Below are 18579 nucleotides of genomic sequence, written 5' to 3'. Positions count from 1 at the left end.
AGAGGCTTGAGAATGTAGAGAGGCAACCCTTCAAAAGCAAATGGCCTCCCTGCCTGCAGCATGCCATGCGAGCGACCCCCGGGTCTACCGCATCACCACCATCTTGCGCGTGCCTTTATACTGACGGCTCTGATCGCTTCTCGGCGTGGCCACGAGACGGAAATAGTACACGCCCGACGTGACCGTTGCGGTCCACGTGACGTTGTGGAATCCCGCATCCTGCTCACCATCCACGAGCACGGCCACCTCCTGGCCCAGCGTGGTGAAGATCTCCAGGCGCACATGCCCGGGTTCAGGGAGCACGTAGCGGAACGTGGTCGTCCCCCGGAACGGATTGGGGAAGTTCTGGTACAACTCGAACTGTCCCGCCGTCGCCGTTGCCCCACCGTTCCCCCCGGGAGGAGATCCGTTCCCGGTCAGAATGATCTTCCGCGGACTCCCCACAGCGCTGCTCCCGATCACCAACGTGTCGGAGAAGAACCTGACGCTGTCGGGAAAGAAGTACAGGGTGAACGAGAGCGTGTCACCCTTCCTGACGGTCGCCGGCAACGGCGGACGGTTGAACCGGAAGGCCTTCGTTCGCGTCCGGATGGAATCCACACGGAGCGGACTGATGGAACTGTTCGCTATCCTGATCACGACACCGGCCGTATCGCTCTTCTTGACCGTCCCGAAATCAACACGGTCTGCACCGGTCTCGAGCACGGGCAACGGGATCCGTGCGATCACCGGCACACGCAACGCACCCCACCAGGAATTGTTGGCCACCGACACCGTGTCCATGAATGTGCCATACTTCCCGGCAACGAACCGGAAGGGCACCAGGAGCGTGTCGGTCCTGCCGATCCGTCCCCTCGAGACAAGTGGCCGCACAGACCGCGTCCGGGTCCCGATGGAATCGATCCGGAGATCGTTGACCGAGCGGTTCAAGAGACGGAGGACGGCGATGGCGGTATCCCCCGACGCGACATCCCCGAAACTCAGCACCTGCGGTTCGACCCAGGCGCGGGGCGAGGGGGATTCGCCACGCAGCACCACTCTCCCTTCACCACCATCACTCTCCACCAGGCAGGTGTCGGTGTACGTCCCGAAGGCATCGGCCTTGAACGCCCGCACGTGAAACTTGACGGGAACGCGGAGGACCTCGCCCGGCTCCAGCCTGCGCACCGGAAGGAATGACGCGCTGAAGAACTGCGTGCGGGTCCGCACCCGGCGCACCGTGAGCTTGTTGAACGGGCCCGCGTTGGTGAACTCCAGTGTCGCCGCTGCCGAATCGCTCACGGCGCATGGCCCGAGGGTGATCTGCGAGAACCGCGCGGCAAGGACCGGCGGAGAGCACCGGGCACGGAACGGCACTCCCGTCACCCCTTCCTCACCTCTCATCCACAGGGTGTCGGACTCTTCCCCGAATGCCCGGGGCCGGTAGTTCAGATGCACCACCAGGCTGTCCCCGGCACCGATGACCAGGGGCATGCGCATCAGCACGGACATGCGGGGATGAACAAGGGCAGAATCGATCGTCACCGGATACGCATTGTCGTTCCGGAGAACGGTCACCGCTGTATTCGGTTCATCGCGCCTTGAGTCGGCAATGGTGACCTGCCGCGCGCGCGGGACGGTTCCGGTAACGCACCAGGAGGTATCCGAGAAGCGATACCCGCCGGCTGCATCGGCAACGCCGATGCGCCAGGCGAAAGCCTGCAACGGTGCAAAAGCGCGGTGGAGTTGGACCGTCGTATCCGTGCCGAGCGTATCACTGACGAGACACGAGGCGAACGACGAATCCGTGCTGATCTGAAGGAGGTATCCGGGAGCGTCGGGTACGGCCGACCATGCAAAGCGTGGAGAGGTCCGGGTGGGTCCCGCTCCCGGCAGCGGGGCAAGCAGCCGCGGACGCACTGGCTGCCCGCCTTCGGTGGACGGCCGCTGCTCTTGCGCCATACCACCCGGGGCCCACCACCACACCACACAACAACTGACAAGAAAGAAACGGCGCACGTTCATAGCGAACAGATCGGGGAACAGGGAATCCATCGAGGTGCCCCGGCGGGGCACTCTCTATGATACGGGGAGAACACGCGAAGAGTCAACAGGAAAGACCGCCGGTCAGCCTGTGAAACGACGAAAAGCGAATCCCCCCGGGAGTTCCTCTCCGGGGGGATCCTGCATCGTCAGAGATGCCGGCACACCACCCATACCGCGCAGGGCAGGGTCAGATGCGGCCCTGTGCCTTGAGCCGTGTGACGATCTTCTCCATCTCGCCGACAAGCGTGTCGAAGCGTTTGAGGGCGGCCTGGCCCGGCGCCGGTGAGGTCATGTCCACGCCCGCGTTCCGGAGCAGCACAAGCGGAGAATCGCTTCCCCCCGACTTGAGCATCGTCAGGTAACGGTCGAGGTCCTGCTTGCCGCCGTGCAGCACCTTGTCGCTGAGCGCCAGCGATGCGATCATGCCCGTGCTGTACTGGAACACATAGAAGTTCAGGTAGAAGTGCGGAACCTGGCTCCACTCGTTGCCGATGTAGTCATCGACGCGCATCACGCCCGCATCGTGCCCGTAGTATGCGCGCGTCAATGCAAGGTACTCCTCCGTCAGCCAGTCGGCCGTGAGCGTCTTCCCCTCTTCGACCCGGCGGTGCATCGCCAGTTCGAATTCCGCGAAGAGGGTCTGCCGGTAGATCGTTCCGCGCACCTGATCGAGGTAGGCATCCAGGATCGACAGCTTGACGAGGTCGTCGGTCTCCGTCTTCATCATCTGCTCGATCAGCAGATGCTCGTTGAACGTTGACGCGATCTCGGCAAGAAAGGTCGGATAGCCCGCATTGCCGAAGTCCTGTGCCGCATTGGAAAAGTAGGAATGCATCGCGTGGCCGAGCTCGTGGGCCAGGGTCGACACATCGTCATAGTCGCCGTTGAAGTTCATCTTGACGAACGGATGGTTCCCGTACACGCCGCCCGAGTACGCACCGAGCTGCTTGCCCTTGTTCGGATAGATATCGATCCAGCGGTCGGCGAAGGCACGCTTCAGCCCTCCTGCATAGTCCGGACCGAGAGGTGCGGTGGACGCGGTGATGATGCCGCGGGCTTCATCATAGGAATACTGCTTGTCCACCGACTTCACCGCGGAGGCATAGATGTCGTCGTAGGTCAGCGTATCCAGCCCGAGCAGACGCTGACGCAGGCGGAGCAAACGGTGCAGCGGGCCGAGGTTGGAGCGCACGGCGGCGATCAATTGCGTGTACACCGTGGTATCGATATTGTCGTCGAAGAGGCGGGCATGGAGGCAACTGGTGTAGTGCGCCGTGCGCGCCGTGAACAGATGCGTCTTGATCCCGCCGTCGAGCATCGAGGCGAGCGTGTTCTCGAACTTCTTGTGGTTCTCCCAGAACGTATGCATCACCAGGGAGCGGTCGGCGCGGTTCGCCGATCCCCTGTGCCGCATGTAGCCCGAGATGTTCAACGTGAGCGGCGTACCGTCGGAAAGCGTGATGCTGGCCGGCGGGAGTTCGACGTTATTGAGCACATCCGCCGCTTCCTGGGTTGCGCCGGAGAACAGGCCGGTCATGGTGACGATGCTCTGCTGATCCTTCGGGAGAACATGCTTGCGTGCACGGAGGACCTCCTCCACACGGAAGCGGTACTTCGCCATCGCCGGGTCATCCGCGAAGAACCCGCGGAGCTTCTTCTCATCCATCCGGAGGATGTCGTCGTTCCGGAACGCCATGCGCGCACCGAACTCGGCGAACATGGTCTGCAGCTCACCCTGCATGCTGCGGTAGGTGGTATTGGACATGTCCACGTTGCTCTGATGGCTCGCGTACGAGTACAGGCGGTTTCCGATGAGATTGATGGAGTCGGCGAGCTGATAGAGGGAACGGAAGCGCTGCGAAGAGGCGGTCCAGTCGCGCGCGCGCTCATCCAGCTGCGCCATCAATCCGCGCACGGCCACGCGGTCCGCGTTCCATGCATCCATGTTCGGATAGAGGTCCTCGATCCGCCATGTATACTCCACCGGGACCTCCGAGCGGGCCTTGTTCGAAAAGTCCGGGACCTTCTTGTCCCCGGCGGCAGCGGTAGAGACGCCCGTCGTCAGCACGAAAAGCAGTATGGCAGACAGCACGGTAGTGGAACGGAATGACATAGGATCTCCCATCAAGGTTGGAGTACGAAATGTTTATGCAATATCCGGATAGTGCTCCCTATCTGCAAGGGCATTGCGACGAAATGCACCAGGAAAGGCTCATTTTCATTCACATTCGCCATTTTCTGCCTCAGGCGGTCATTCGTGACCGGCGGAGTTCCTCAAGGAACCGTGCATGGCCCCGGACAACGGTAAGGGTGGAAATATCGGTATCGTACACCGAATTGAGCCCCTGAGGCTCATGCGGTGGATCGCCCGGTGCGCTTGCGTCGGTTCCCTCCGTTGCGCCGACCGGTGGCGTATGGCCCTCGCCCCCCCAGGTCCAGAAATTCGACCCTGCAAGGGGTGAACCGGACCGCATCTCCCCGAGCAGGAGATCGGATATAAAAGAGAAGAACCCGTCGCGGGCGACCGTGGGCGTCCCCGCTGCAACTGCGCCCCGGTCGCGTGGGAGCCCGAACTCTTCGAGCACGATCGGTTTGCCGAGCCGGCGGGCAAGCGCACCGTGCCGTTGCACGTACGCGCTGCTGCGCTCTCGTGTCCCAGGCAGCGTCGCATCCGGCCGCGAGGGATCGAACCATCGCCAGTTGTACGGCCAGAGATGGAACGTGAGATAGTCGATGTGGGCATCGGCGTGCGCCGTGATGTAGTGCTCGTCGGAGCCAAGACATCCTTCCGTCCCCTCACTTCCGGTCGAGACCAGATGGTTCGGATCGATCGCGTGGATGAACGCAGCGGTCTCTCCGAGCCACGAGAAGAACGCCGGGAGATTCTTCTCTCCACGCGCCCCGTACAGCCCGGGGCGTGGCTCATTCGCCAGCTGCCACGCCATGATCGCAGGTTCGTCACGATACACGCGCCCCGTGATCGAGTTGGTGCGTGTGACGAGACGATGGATCTGCGCACGGTACAGCTCGTTCGCCGCACTGTTCGCGTAAAATGTCGCCGTGTACCCAACGAGGGCCTCCCACCCTCTGGCCGGGTCCGGGATCGCGGGCACGGCACCTCCATCGGTCCATGCGTTGTACGACGACATCCCGCCCGACCAGTCCCAGAAGTTCGTCAGATACAACACCGCATGCATGCCGCGCTCACCGAGTGCCGCAAGGAGGAAGTCGAGGCCACACAGCAGATCCTCGTCAACATCACCCGGCGCACGCTGGATCGGAGGACGAACGGCCGCGGGCAGGATGGAGGCTTCGCTCGATGCCATGATGCGTACATTCGTGATGCCGTGTTCGCGCAGCAGGTCGAGTTCGCGGACGAGGCGGGCACGCTGACCTCCAGGCCCCGCCGCACCGAGATACGCGCCGAACCACATATTGGTGCCGGCGACCAGGCAGGGCGCATCATGAAGGATGAGCTGCATCCCTTCGACACGAATGAAATCATCGCTCACTGTTCATCCACCTCCCGGTCACGCTCGTGTGGTGCATCATGGCGCGTACGTGCGCCACCCCCGCTGGATTCTTGTCTGCCGAAGCTGTATACTGCTCACCATGCAGCCACTTTTTTCAAGCACACCGATCGGCATCTACAGCTCCGTCTTCATCACCGCATCCGTGCTGTACGTTCTTTTCGCGCTCGTGATGCGCAGGTGGACGTTCCCGCGGACCGCGGTGCTGGTGCTCATCGGGGTGGGCATCGCTGTGCGCGCCGCCCTCCTGCCGGTACACCCGATCGGCTCGGATGACATCGAGCGCTATCTGTGGGACGGGCATGTCCAATCCGCCGGGATGGATCCGTATGCGTACGCACCGGCCGACAGCGCGCTTGCACACCTGCACTCCGCCGACCTTCCGGCCCGGGTCAACAATCCGTCGTTTCGCACACCGTACTTCCCGCTGACCCAGTGGTTCTTCCTGCTCGCGTGGGAGGCCGCCGGAGAGAACATCCTCGGACTCAAGGTGCTGCTGTTCATCGCCGAATGCCTGACGCTGTTCGTGCTCGCCCGGGCTCTTCGTGCCTATGAACTTCCCCGACAGTACATCCTGCTCTATGCACTCTGCCCGCTGCCGGTCTTCATGTTCGCGCTCGACGCCCATATTGATGGGCTCGGGCTGCCGCTCTTCCTCCTGGGCCTCGTGTTCTGGGCCGGGGGCCGGCGGACGTCTTCCCTGATCATGTTCGGACTCTCCCTGGCGATCAAACCTGTGGCCCTTGTACTCTTGCCCGGGCTCTTCCTCGCCGTGCGCACATGGCGCGAGCGGATGATGGTGATCGTGGTTCCGCTGTCCATCGTCGTTGTTCAGTTCATACCGTATTTCTGGACGTCGGATCCCCTCGCGGGGATCGTGGCCTTCGGGCGGAACTGGTATTACAATGGAGCGTTCTTCGAGGCCGCATTCGCCTTCACGAAAGACAATCTGTCTGCCCGGTTGATCTGCGGGATCATCCTGTCGGCCTCGCTGCTGGCCGTTGCCTGGCAGCGGTTATCGCTCCCGGTGACCGCATACCGGAGCGTGTTGCTTCTTCTCCTGTCTGACCTATGCCTGGTCCGGCATCTCCCTTCTGGCTCTGGCCAGCCTGACATCGCTGACCATGGTAGAATACCTCATTTCGGGCATCTGGGGGATCGATCCGTGGATAATGGTACTTGAGTATGCGCCTGTTGTCGTATTGATGTTCATTGAAATGAGGCAAAATGGACCAGAATTAGTCACAAAATGACAATTTTCGGGTCAATTTACTCAATATTGATGCATTTATAGTCAGCCTCCGCTCCTCTTTGATCATCCCGCCCGCAGTGTCCTGAAAGCTGATAGATATCTATCCAGGAGGAATCACGAGACAAAGAAAATATTACATCATACATAATACGTAATATGTATTATTCCTAATCTGACCGGTAGGTCTTCTCCAGGTTCAATTGGAAGAGCTCGAACGTATCTCTTCCATGAATGCTGAAAGCTTCCTTACATCCAGTCGCCCGTTCGAACGGACACCACTGCACACATCGATGCCGAAGGGGCCAACCTGGGAGATCGCCTCCCTGACGTTCCCCGCGTGCAGGCCGCCTGCCAGGAAGAGTGGAACGCCTATCGCCTCGCGGATCGCCCGGCTGATCGACCAATCGTGCTGCCTCCCCGTACCACCCAGTTCCTTCACCGCCGCCAACGGCCGCCCGGAATCCAGAAGCACCGCATCCACATGGGGCGCGACCCGGATCGCGTCCTCCACCGCGTCGGGACCGGTAACATGAATGACCTGCACCAGCTTCACACCGGGCAGGGATCCACGCAATTCTTCGTGCGTTCCTTCGGTCAGCGTGTCCACGATCTGGATCGTGCTTGTGCGCACCATACGCCATTGGTCCACAATGCCCTGCACGGATCGCCGGCTGGTGAGAACGAATGTCGCAACGGCCGGCGGCACGCGCCCGGCGATCGCGGCGATGAGCTCGTCGGCGATCGGGCCCGGCCCACTCGGCATTGCGCTCACCAGTCCGAGCGCATCAGCGCCTGCAGCGACCGCCAGCGTGGCTTCCTCGTGACCCATGATGCAACACACTTTCACGCGGGGGAAACGGACACGCTCCATGACGTCATCTCCTTCCGTTGTGTTCGGTGACCTCCAATGTACTGAGAAAAACATGCTTTCGCGAGACGGCCCGGATATGGACGGGCCCCGGCTCGTCTTGCCGGGGCCCGGTGTTCACCATCGTATGGCCCACCATCAACCGGATTCACCCCCCCGTTCCAGAGCACGGGCGAGTCCGGACATCTTCTGCGGGCGGCTGCGCGTGCCTGCACGCACAGCCTCTTCGCTCCCCTGCACGATGCACCGGTGACGTGCACGCGTCACCGCGGTATAGAGCAGATTGCGCGTCACCACCGGACTCTCCGTCACGGGCAGAAGCAGCAGCACCTCATCGAACTCGGAACCCTGGCTCTTGTGGACCGTTGTTGCGTACGCGCGGTCGTACGCGGGAATACGTGACGGCGCGTAGGTCCGGAATGCGCCACCGGTTCCCGCGAAGACGATACGAAGATTGCCATCGGCATCCGGCATCGTCACGCCAACATCGCCGTTGTACAGACCGAGCGTGTAGTTGTTCGCCGTGATCATCACCGGTTTCCCCGGATACCAACCGCCTGCATCAGCGATCAGGCCTTCCTTCTTCAACCACTGCTCGACGCGGTCGTTGAGGTCGTCGACACTCCCCGGTCCTTCACGCAGCGGCGTGAGCAGCCGGAAGAGTCCGAACCGCCGCAGGCACTCCTCTTCCGTTCCTCCGTGCAGGATGCTGTCGAAGTATGGACGGAGCCATCGTGCAACGGCATCTGCGGGAAACATGGTGCCGGCGGTGCCGTCGCCGCCGGTCCACTGCAACTCTCCGGTGGTGTCGTTCTGGAGGATCTTCACTGCACCGGCCTCGTCACCGGCATTCACGGCGCGTGCGAACGATCCGATGCCCGCCTCCTCGCGGAACCGGAAACTCCGTGTCAAACGGAACAGCGCATCCTGCAGGCCCTCGCCGGATCCCGCCGTGTCCATCCGTCGAACGCCCTGGACGGTTTCCGCAAGCCTCAAAAGGCCCAATGAATACAAGGGTTCTGCGCACAATTCCCCGAAGACACTCCCCGGCTGCACGGCATCCAATTGGTCCTTGTCGCCCAGCAGGATCAGCCCCGCCCCGGGTCTGAGGGCCGCCATCACCTTCGCCATCAGCGAGAGGTCGATCATCGAAGCCTCATCCAGGACGATCAGGTCCGCCGCGATCGGATCTTCCGCGGAACGCTGCGGCCTGCCGGATGCATCCCTGATACCGAGCAGGCGGTGGATCGTGGACGCTTCTTCCGGGATCCTCTCGAGGATCGCGCGAGGTATCGTCATCTGCGACTTCGCGGAGGCGATCGACTCACGAAGCCTGTCCGCCGCTTTCCCGGTCGGCGCCGCAAGGCGGATCGTATACGGCGCTCCCTCCGGCTGCAACAGAAGCTTGAGCGCCAGTATCCGCGACACCGTGGTGGTCTTGCCGGTGCCGGGCCCACCCGAGATCACGGCCAGGTTACGCACCGCAGCGCCGAGCGCAGCGAATGCGTGTTCGCTCTTCAGCGCGTCGCCCGGGAACAGTGTGCGGAGGTGCGCGGCCAGGACACCGGCATCCGGCATCGGCTGAACGGGCGCAGCGAGGTGCCGCAGCGTGGCCGCAACGGTCTGCTCGTACTGCCAATAGCGGCCCAGATACAAACGGCCTTCATCGAGCATCAGCGGGGCCGGTTCACCGGGCGCCCCCACGACCCCGCGGAGTTCCTGGAGCAGCGGAAGCGCCGCACGGAGTCGCTCATCGTGATGGACATCAACGCACACATGTCCCTCGGCCAATCCCGACAGGACCGCACACACCGCTGCTTCAAGTTCTTCTTTTCCGCGGCCGGCACGCACAGCCAGGAGGCCGCCAAGCTTCTTTCCTACATGCTCCATCACGCCACCTCCTTCCCGAACAGGCGCGATTCAAGGGCCTGGATCAGTCCCGCGGAAGGCCGGTGGAAGAACACGCCATGCTGTGTGCCGGGCTGCATCCCCCGCAGGAACAGATACAACACGCCGCCGAAGTGCTTCTCATACGCATAGTCCGGGATGCGCGTGCGCAGATACCGGTGCACGGCTATACTATAGAGAAGGAACTGAAGATAGTAGTGCTCCTTTGCCAGCACACCCGGCAACAAGGACGGGTCGTAGCGGTCCGGTGTCGCGCCGAGGTTGTTCGATTTATAATCGACGATATAGTAGCGCCCATCGTGACGGAGGAGAAGATCGATCGTACCGATCATGAACCCCTGCATGTCGCGGTCACGCAGCAATGCTGCCGCGCGCGCGAACTCCGAGGGCAACCCGGCTTCCGGGTCCGCCAGGAGCGCGCGGAACGCAGCGGTCTGGAACCGGTTGCAGCCGAACACAAAATCCAACTCCTGCACGCATGCGGCCGCCTCAACGGAAGCCAGACGGATGCCTGCGGGGCCGAGCGGCGTGTCCAGTGCGGTCCGCACCATCCCTGCCATGGCATCGCCGAAAGCGGCATCGAACCCGTACCGTGCCAGCATGTGGTCGACGGCATCCCGCACCGTTGCATCATCGGATTGGAAATTCAGGTGCTCGAAGAACGCGTGCCATGCCTTTCCCGTCCGCGCCCCGGAGGGAAAGGCAAAGATCGTATTCCCTTCCGGTTTCGCATACGGTGCGGTCACTGTCGCATCCGTGTCCTTCCCCGAACGCATCCAGTCGCTCGTGAGCGATGTGTAACTCGCGTAGGACCACGCCTGCCTCACGGGAGGGCGCCTGAACTCGCGGGGGACGAGCTTCACGGATGGCACCGCCGGTGCAGGGAGTTCCCCGCCCGCTGCTGGCGAAAGGGAGATCATCGAACTGCGCATGGCCCCTTTCGACCCCTTCACCAGGCGCATCACCGGGGCGAGAACCCCGCGATGGCCGGCAGCCTTCAACACATTCCGTTCGCGGTCCGCTTCCTTGAAGAGCAGATACGAGAGCGCCGCGTCCTCCATATTGTTCACATGTCCCCACACCACATAGCACCGTTGCCGCGCACGGGTCATCGCCACATACAGGTGCCGGATACTCTCCGACCGGGCCTCCTCCACCCGTCGTTCGAAATGCTGGCTCCTCTCCGGTGACCCGATATCCGCCGTCAGAACGGACGTCCCCGTTTTCTTCTTCCCTGTTCCGGGCATAGCGCGATGGAAGAAGACCACCTTCTCTTCGGACTCTCTGAACGCTTTCCCATCGTAGGTGAAGGGGCAGAACACGACCGGATATTCAAGGCCCTTGCTCAGATGCACCGTGACGATCTGGACCCGTTCGGCGTCGCTTTCGAGGCGGATGCTGGACTCCTCATGTTCCTCTTCCGTTTCCGCGATCTGCTGCTCCAGCCAATGGACGATATGATCATGTCCGGGGTGCAGAATGCTTTCCTGGTGCAGAAGTTCCACGAGATGGAGAAGATCGGTGATGCGGCGTTCCGCATCGGCGTAGATCAGAAGGCGCGTGGCAACAGACCGGCCACCCTGTGCGAGTCCGGGCCCATGGATCAATGCGGTCGCCATCCGCATGAACCCGTTCTGGGAACCTTCCCAGATGGTGCGCAACGCGATCAGCCGTCCGGCGATCGCCGCATAGGCAGCCGCATCCTGCTTCATGGCGGCGACTTCGACACCGGTATAGCCGAGCGACGGTGTGAGGAGTGCGGCTGTGACATCCGCGTCGTGCCCGGGGTTCGCGACCGCACGGAGGAGCGTGAGAAGCTCACCGGCGGCCACGGAACGGTAGACACTGTCGAGGGTCTTGACGATGCATGGGACCCCGGCATCCTGCAATGCCCCCTGAACGATCTTCGCCTGCAGATTGGAGCGGACGAGGACGGCGATATCGCTCGGACGAAGCGCTGCCTGATCGTCCCCGCTGCGTGCTATCAGTCCGCTGATCTCCCCGACCACAGCCCTCACAGCGGCGACCTGCGCCTCTCCTTTCCCCCACATCCACCCGCCTTCCTTCTTCTCGGGCTGTTCCGGCAGCAGGAGCCAATGCAGTGCCCCCCTGGGCTCCGCATCATGGATGGTGCGCGGCGCCTTCCCCTTTTCATGGTGCGCCTCGACCTCCGGGAACGTGGTCATGCCATTGTCGGAGAACGGCGTATCCTTTTCCGTCGCCGTGAATACCTGGGAGACGGCCGCCACCAGGGGTTTTGCCGACCGGTAGTTCACCGAGAGCGATGTCCGGTTTCCCCGCGTGATGGAGGATGTGGCATGGAAGTACGTATGGATATCGCCACCCCGGAACGAATAGATGGCCTGTTTCGGGTCACCCACGAACACCACCGGGCAGTCACTCTTTTCATAAATACGCTGGATGATCTCGAACTGCAGGGGATCGGTATCCTGGAATTCGTCGATCAGTGCCGCAGGGTATGCCGTACGAAGCGCATCCGCCAGACGCTCCCCGCCCGGCGCGGCCAGCGCGTTGCGCACGTTCACGAGCATGTCGCCAAAGGACATGACGCGCAGATCGCGCTTCCGCCCGGCAAGTCCGGTGCGTGCATAGGTGATGAGGGCATGTGCTACCGCGAGAGCCACCGCCACGGGATCCTTCATGGCCCGGGCACGCTCAAGAGAGCTCTCTTCCGGCACGATCTCCAGGAGAGGATCGCTGATGATGGCGTGAAGGACACTGAGGTCCTTCGGGGTGAGCAAGCGCCCGGTGACCCGCCAGTCGTTCTCCTTCGCCCCGCCGAACATCGGCCCGTGCTCCACACACCACCCGAACTCCTCGGTCGAAAGCGCGCCGAGGTACGAGCGCGCAAAGTCGGCGACCACCGATTCAAGCAACGGGAGGTCGTCCGTGAGCACTTCCGCGGAGAAATCCATCCCCGTCGCGAACGCCTGCTCGCGGAGGACGCGGGTGCAGAACCCATGGATCGTGAAGATCGCGGCTTCATCGAAGGAGATGATCGCATTCGTGAGGCGCTTCACCGCCTTCTCACGCGCGCCGGGAATACGGATCAGTTTTTCGAGTGCCCTGCGGAGCGTCGCATCCTCCAGCGAGGCAAGGCGCCCGGCGTCGAGCAGGTCGCGGACCTCACGGATGCGCACGCGGATACGGTCGCGCAACTCCGCCGTCGCCGCTTCGGTGAACGTGACCACAAGGATCTGGTCCACGGCAAGGCCACCGTCAAGCAGCAAGAACAGGTACCTGCTCGTGATCGAGTAGGTCTTGCCTGTCCCCGCGCTCGCTTCGATGAGTTCAAATGCCATGGCCCGTCACTTCCCCCTTTTCTTCTTCACGAGATCGACCCTCTCCATCCCCGCGGCGATCCGCCCCATGATCAGTTCGGCAAGATCACGGAACTCCTCTGTGATGGCATCCGCTCCCGACAGGAACGACCGGGAGATGTACGGATCGTCCGACTCATCGAAGCGGGCGAAGGAATCGGGGTCGTCCCATTGGGAGCGCATCTCTTCCAGCTTCTCGTCAGGGTCCTTCTTTGCACTCTTCTTTGTGCTTCGCTTTGCATCCTTGTTCGCTGGCGCCGCCGGTTTCTCTTCGTCCGCCTGTGTCGCAGAGATGAACTCCCATGCCTTTTTCGGAAAGAAAGGAAGCGGGCGTTTCAATCCTTCACCGTAGGCATCGAGCAGCCGACCGAGCAACGTCGCCGCATCCTTCTGCGGCCGGAAGTCGCATCGTGCATTGATCCCGAGATACGTCCCCTTCACTGCTGAGGGAGCAATGGAGGGATGGACCAGGGAGACCGCGAGGAAGCGGATCCAGAACGAGACGAAATCCTTCTCGTGGACATTCCCCGGTTTGACGGCGAACATGCCATCGTGCGTCACCCACGCATGATCGATCTCGAGGGTCCATGGGCCGAATGTCCGTACCGTGGCGATCCCGGGCATTCGCGGTGTATCGAGAAGCGCCCGGTATGCTTCAACGAACGGCCGGACGGTCTCCATGACATTCCTGAACCCGTACTCCGCAGCGACGCCAACGGGCAGTTCTCCTCCGGCCTGCAGCAGCGCAAAGATCGCGTCTTCATCCAATGCGCGCTTCGGCATCTGTTCGTACAGCGCCCTGAACACTGCGCGCGTTTCAATGTTCCCGATCGTCAACGGCTCAACGGCCTCGATCCCATCCTCCGCATCCCGGTAGTAGGCACCAAGCCGTTTCCGGATGAGGAACGATGCGGGATTGGCGAAGAACCTGCAGAGATCGTCAAGGCGCACGCGATAGAACTCCTCGCCGGGCTTCTCGAGCGGGACCGGAAAGATGTTGTGGCCTGTCTCCCTGCCGTTGCCCGCTTCGCCCGCGATCATGGAGGCGTCGGATGCGTAACTGAACAACCGCGGATCGGACCCGTCGAAGTACCGCCGGGAGAACGCCTGGAGGGGATGCACCACGGCGACCGAGCGCAGGGCTTCGGCGACACGGTCATGCCCCGCTTCATCAGGTCGGTCGAACGCGATCCTGCCGATGAACTCCATGACCTCCGAGAGCACCGGGGACATGGCCTTCGGCTTGCCCGAACGGATATCCTCCCCCACATACGTCGCAAGGAACCGGTCGCGCGCCGACAGCAGGAGCTCCAGGAAGAGATACCGGTCGTCCAGCCTGCCCGACCTGTCGCCATAGCGGTACCATGTCTGCATCAGATCGAAACTCGGGGGCTTGACGGTTCTCGGAAATTCTCCGTCGCCCATCCCCAGCAGCGCGATGACGCGGTACGGCAGGGGGCGCATGGGTTTCATGGAAGCGAAGGTAATGCCGCCACCGAGGAAGCGGGCGCCCGGTTGGGAGCCGGCATCGATCCCCGCGAAGAGGAGTCGCAACGTTCCCTGATCGACCGTGCCCGTATAGCCGGCATCACCGGCGGCGGAGACAACATGATCGAGGAGCTCGCGGACCATCTCCCTGCTTTCCATGTACTCACGTGCATCGCCGGTAAAGCGGTCGAGCCATGCGCCCAGCACCGGTTCCCAGGCGGCCATCGGGCGCGCAGTGTGGAGGTCCCCGACCCACGCGCGGAGCGCTTCGAGGTACGCAAGGAATCTATCCAGAAGTTCTACCTGCTGGCCTTCGATCTGATCGTACGGCAGCAGTCCGCCATACAACGGAGACCCCGTGCCGGTCAGGTCCCGTGGGAACGCCACGCCGAGCACCATCCGCTGCAGGCCCCACTCCCAGGTGAACTGGTCCGAGGGAGGCAGGCCCCACTGCTTCTTCTGCTCGCCGTCCAACCCCCAGCGGATGCCCGCACCCTCGACCCACCCGCTGATCGTACCGGCATCGCCCCCACTGATCCCGAACGCATCGCTCACGGGATCCAGGCGGAGGAGATCAAGAATGAGATCGGCATCGAAACGGGAAAGAGGCAGCGCGAGCAGGCGCGACCAGAGATCGACGATGACATCGATCTGTCCGGTCTTCCGTTCCGCGATATCCACCGGCAGGGTGGCGGCAGGCCGCACGGCATCCCCATCCCCTTTGCGTCCGAAGACCGCCTCGCAATAGGGAGCATAGAGATCGATGTCCGGGGCAAGCACCAGGATATCCGACGCGCGAAGCGTATGGTCCTGGTCCAGCATCGCCAGCAATTGGTCGCGCAGGACCTCGACCTCACGCATGCGCGAATGGCACGAGTGGATCGTGAACGACGTATCGGGGGCACTGCATGTGATATGCTCCTCCGAAAGCCGGAGGATGCCGGACTGCAGCGCATGAAGGAGTGTGCCGGTTCCGGGGTCCTCGAAGCAGCCATCCACGCCGCTCCCTTCGCCTTCGGCATCCACCGCGAACCGGATGAAGTCGCGCCCTTGTTTCCCCAGTGAACCCAGAAGCGCATGCGGCACGTCGATGTGCATCAGCTCCGCGGAGTACTGCAGGTCCACCTGGGAACGATACCGTTCGTCGGCGATGTCGTCCCACTTCTCGCGCGAAGGGTTGAGCAGATAGACATACACCGGCATGCACTGCCCGAGGGCCTGGAGGATCTTCACATACGCGGGCGAGAGCGAGCTGATCCCGAACACGCTCAGCCTGTCGGGCAGGCCCCGCACGGTGCCGGATCCGATCCCCTCGAGGAATATCGTGAACAGAGATGCGCGGTGAGGTTCGTGCAATTCCTGCGTCAACCGGCGCCAGAGGCTTGCCTGCCATGGCTCGTCGGGGCCCAGGTTACGCTTCTCGCCCCGCTCCCACGAATGGAGCCAGTCCATGCGATAAACGAGATACCGATTGTAGAGTTCCGCGAGCCGGCCGGCCAGGTCGAACCGCCGCTCGGTACCCCCCCCGTCAAGGTAGCTCCGCAAGGGCGCAAAGCCGGCCCTGAACGACTCATCCTCCAGCAAACGGAGGATGTGCCACTGAAGGACTTCCACATCATAGACGGATCGGCGCGAGGTCGTGAGGCCGGCCGAACGGTACAGGTCCCAGATGAACTGTCCCGGGCTCCGGTACATGACGTTGGCGGAGACCCCGCGCGTCCGGGCGAGCATCAGGTCGAGCCATTCACCGACGGTCCGGTCATGCACAACCACGCGCTCCGGGCGGAGCGGGTCGGGCAACGGCTCGTCCACGAGCATGCCTGCGAACCGTTCCGCGAGGTTCTCCAGCCTGTTCGATTGTACGATATGGAGTCCGGGATTCTTCATCACCGCCGGTATGCATCCTGTTCTGTGTATTCGAAAGTAGCGAACAGCCCGCTGAGTTACAAGGAAACAGCATGGAGAAGATACGGAACCTGCCCTCCGGTTGCATCTCACCGGATGATACAATTGCACATGGATCGCGGACATGCAGGAGCGATGGGCCGGGCAACTCCTGGATTTCCTCCGTATATTGCGCCAATCCGCCCCCCGCCGGGGCTCATTCCTCCCACGTGTCAGGCATCGCCATGAAGACCCTGCTTGCAGGCCTCCTCATCCTCACATCAATGACGTTCGCCTCGCCGGAAATGCACACGGTTGCATCACCTGACAGCCGCCTGCAGTTCATTCTCACCGCCGGCACGGACGGACAGCTCTTCTACGCACTCACCCGGGATGGGAAGGAGATCATCCAGCGCTCGCGGCTGGGTGTATGCACGCACGATATGCCGGACTGGACATCGGGTTTCACGCTCAACGCTTCCCGGGAGTGGAGAACGGACACGACATGGCACCCCGTGTATGGCGAACGGAGCGTCGTGCGTGACCACTACAGCGCAGCGACGTTCACCTTCATACGGAACAAGGATACGAACGCGGTGATGGCACTCGATGTCCGCATGTACAACGAAGGGGCCGCATTCCGTTACGTATTCCCCGAGAACCTGTCAACCTCCGTGCTGAATATCACAGGCGAACTCACGTCCTTCGCCGTGCCTGAAGGGACGATGGCATGGGTGACCCCGTTTGCGCAGGAACTCTATCACCGGGTTCCGGTGAAGGACTGGTCGTATGGTGCCCTTCCGCTCCCGCGCTGGAATCCCCGGACACCGGAATATGAAAGCGAGCGGCCGCTCACACTGGAACTTCCCGGCGGCACATACGCTGCCATCGGGGAGGCCGGACTCGTCGAGCACGCGCGCATGAAATTCGTCCATGCAGCGGACGAGCCGAACACCATCGGGATCCGTCTGTTCGGGCCGGTCACGGCAACATCTCCGTACGCCACACCCTGGCGGCTGATCATGGCCGCAGATTCCCCGGGAGAACTGCTCGAACGGAATGACATCTTCCTGAACCTGAATGAGCCGTGCCAGATCAGCGATACGCGCTGGATCAGGCCCGGGAAGATCATGCGCGAGGTCACCCTCTCCACATCGGGGGCTGAGGCCTGTGTCGATTTCTGTGCCGCCCATGGCATCGAGTATATCGAATTCGATGCGGGATGGTATGGATATGAATATGCCGTCAGTTCCGACGCCTCACGCGTGGACGTCGACCCCCGCCGGAACCCGGCAAAGGACCTTGACCTCCAGCGCATCATCGCCTATGCCCGGTCGAAGGAGGTCGGGGTCTTCCTGTATGTGAACCACCGGGCGTTGGAGAAGCAGATCGACGAGATCCTGCCCATCTACGAGCGCTGGGGGATCGCAGGGCTGAAGTTCGGGTTCGTGCATGTGGGCTCCGACCGGTGGACGCACTGGGTCCATGAGGCCGTACGCAAGGCTGCGCGGCACCATCTCATGGTGGACATCCACGATGAATACCGGCCCACCGGCTACAGCAGAACATACCCGAACCTGTTGACCCAGGAAGGCGTCTACGGGAACGAGTGCATGCCCGATGCCACGTTGAACGCGACGCTGCCCTTCACCCGTTTTCTGGCCGGAGCGGCGGACTACACCATCTGCTACTATCATCAGGCCGGGATCAAGAAGGTCGCGGGGATCAAGACGACCTCTGCACACCAGCTCGCTCTCTCCGTGATCTATTATAGCCCGCTGCAGTTCGTGTTCTGGTACGACAAGCCCTCCGACATTCAGGGCGAACCCGAGGTGGCATTCTTCGATCGTTTGCCGACGGTCTGGGATACAACGAAGGTACTCCTCGGGGAGACAGGCCGGTATGCCGCACTCGCGCGGCGCAAGGACAGCACGTGGTTCGTGGGGGCGATCACCAACAACGATGCCCGGACGCTCGGGATCCCGTTGTCATTCCTGCAGCCGGGCGTCACCTACCATGCAACCATGTACACCGATGGAGGCGACGCCGTGCCAACGCGTACGCATGTGAAGATTGAGCGGGCGCTCGTGACCGCGGCGAGCCGGGTGACGGCCCCACTGCGCGCCTCGGGAGGCATGGCCATCGAGATCCGTCCGGCCACTGAAGCGGAGATCCGCACGGTTGCGCCATTGACGGACACCGGAGGACAGGCCCGGCCATAGCGCCATCCCGATGCTCTCGTTTCAGGCCATCGGAGGGTCTTTCCTCGGGACGCATTTCGGG

The 18579-nt window shown here is 62.4% G+C and carries 9 protein-coding genes; 2 read left to right on the top strand and 7 right to left on the bottom strand.

Translation table 11 applies throughout. The features are described 5' to 3' along the window. Positions 1 to 84: 84 nt before the first annotated feature. From IPI01_11660 to IPI01_11650, 3 genes are all read right to left on the bottom strand, one after another. A complete protein-coding gene (locus IPI01_11660) occupies positions 85 to 2034 on the bottom strand; it encodes a choice-of-anchor D domain-containing protein (GenBank protein MBK7258434.1) in 1950 nt (649 codons plus the stop codon). Positions 2035 to 2212: 178 nt separating this feature from the next. After that, positions 2213 to 4138 carry an oligoendopeptidase F gene (pepF, locus tag IPI01_11655; protein MBK7258433.1) on the bottom strand — a complete coding sequence of 642 codons (1926 nt, stop codon included), beginning with the start codon at positions 4136 to 4138 and terminating at the stop codon, positions 2213 to 2215. 130 nt (positions 4139 to 4268) lie between these two features. Next, positions 4269 to 5537 carry a mannanase gene (locus IPI01_11650; GenBank protein MBK7258432.1) on the bottom strand — a complete coding sequence of 423 codons (1269 nt, stop codon included), beginning with the start codon at positions 5535 to 5537 and terminating at the stop codon, positions 4269 to 4271. 100 nt (positions 5538 to 5637) lie between these two features. Between IPI01_11650 and IPI01_11645 the strand changes: the two genes are divergently transcribed. Further along, positions 5638 to 6738 (top strand): hypothetical protein, encoded by a 1101-nt coding sequence (locus tag IPI01_11645; GenBank protein MBK7258431.1) that lies wholly within the window; start codon positions 5638 to 5640, stop codon positions 6736 to 6738. Between the two features lie 265 nt (positions 6739 to 7003). Here IPI01_11645 and IPI01_11640 read toward each other — a convergent pair whose 3' ends face one another. The 4 genes from IPI01_11640 to recC all read right to left on the bottom strand — a co-directional run bounded on the left by IPI01_11640 (position 7004) and on the right by recC (position 16302). Next, on the bottom strand, positions 7004 to 7678 hold the full coding sequence (locus IPI01_11640; GenBank protein ID MBK7258430.1) for a phosphoribosylanthranilate isomerase: 675 nt from the start codon (positions 7676 to 7678) through the stop codon (positions 7004 to 7006). 135 nt (positions 7679 to 7813) lie between these two features. After that, entirely contained in the window at positions 7814 to 9568 is a 1755-nt protein-coding gene (gene recD / locus IPI01_11635) for an exodeoxyribonuclease V subunit alpha (GenBank protein ID MBK7258429.1), read from the bottom strand. Further along, positions 9565 to 12906 (bottom strand): UvrD-helicase domain-containing protein, encoded by a 3342-nt coding sequence (locus IPI01_11630; protein MBK7258428.1) that lies wholly within the window; start codon positions 12904 to 12906, stop codon positions 9565 to 9567. Before IPI01_11630 ends, recD begins: the two co-directional genes overlap by 4 nt. A 6-nt stretch (positions 12907 to 12912) precedes the next feature. After that, the gene (gene recC, locus IPI01_11625) at positions 12913 to 16302 is read right to left on the bottom strand and encodes an exodeoxyribonuclease V subunit gamma (protein ID MBK7258427.1); all 3390 of its coding nucleotides are present in this window, start codon (positions 16300 to 16302) and stop codon (positions 12913 to 12915) included. Between the two features lie 239 nt (positions 16303 to 16541). Here recC and IPI01_11620 point away from each other — a divergent pair, with 239 nt between their 5' ends. Continuing rightward, the gene (locus IPI01_11620; GenBank protein ID MBK7258426.1) at positions 16542 to 18518 is read left to right on the top strand and encodes a glycoside hydrolase family 97 catalytic domain-containing protein; all 1977 of its coding nucleotides are present in this window, start codon (positions 16542 to 16544) and stop codon (positions 18516 to 18518) included. The last annotated feature ends 61 nt before the right edge of the window (positions 18519 to 18579 follow it).

Source organism: Ignavibacteriota bacterium (assembly GCA_016707525.1).
GTDB lineage: Bacteria > Bacteroidota > Ignavibacteria > UBA10030 > UBA6906 > JAGDMK01.
The sequence above is the reverse complement of the archived record's forward strand: the minus strand, read 5'-3'. Positions and strand labels throughout refer to the sequence as shown.

Coding starts and splice junctions, on each gene's coding strand:
- pepF (MBK7258433.1), bottom strand. CDS start 4,138: ATGTCATTCCGTTCCACTACCGTGCTGTCTGCCATACTGCTTTTCGTG.
- IPI01_11645 (MBK7258431.1), top strand. CDS start 5,638: ATGCAGCCACTTTTTTCAAGCACACCGATCGGCATCTACAGCTCCGTC.
- IPI01_11640 (MBK7258430.1), bottom strand. CDS start 7,678: ATGGAGCGTGTCCGTTTCCCCCGCGTGAAAGTGTGTTGCATCATGGGT.
- IPI01_11660 (MBK7258434.1), bottom strand. CDS start 2,034: ATGGATTCCCTGTTCCCCGATCTGTTCGCTATGAACGTGCGCCGTTTC.
- IPI01_11630 (MBK7258428.1), bottom strand. CDS start 12,906: ATGGCATTTGAACTCATCGAAGCGAGCGCGGGGACAGGCAAGACCTAC.
- IPI01_11620 (MBK7258426.1), top strand. CDS start 16,542: ATGAAGACCCTGCTTGCAGGCCTCCTCATCCTCACATCAATGACGTTC.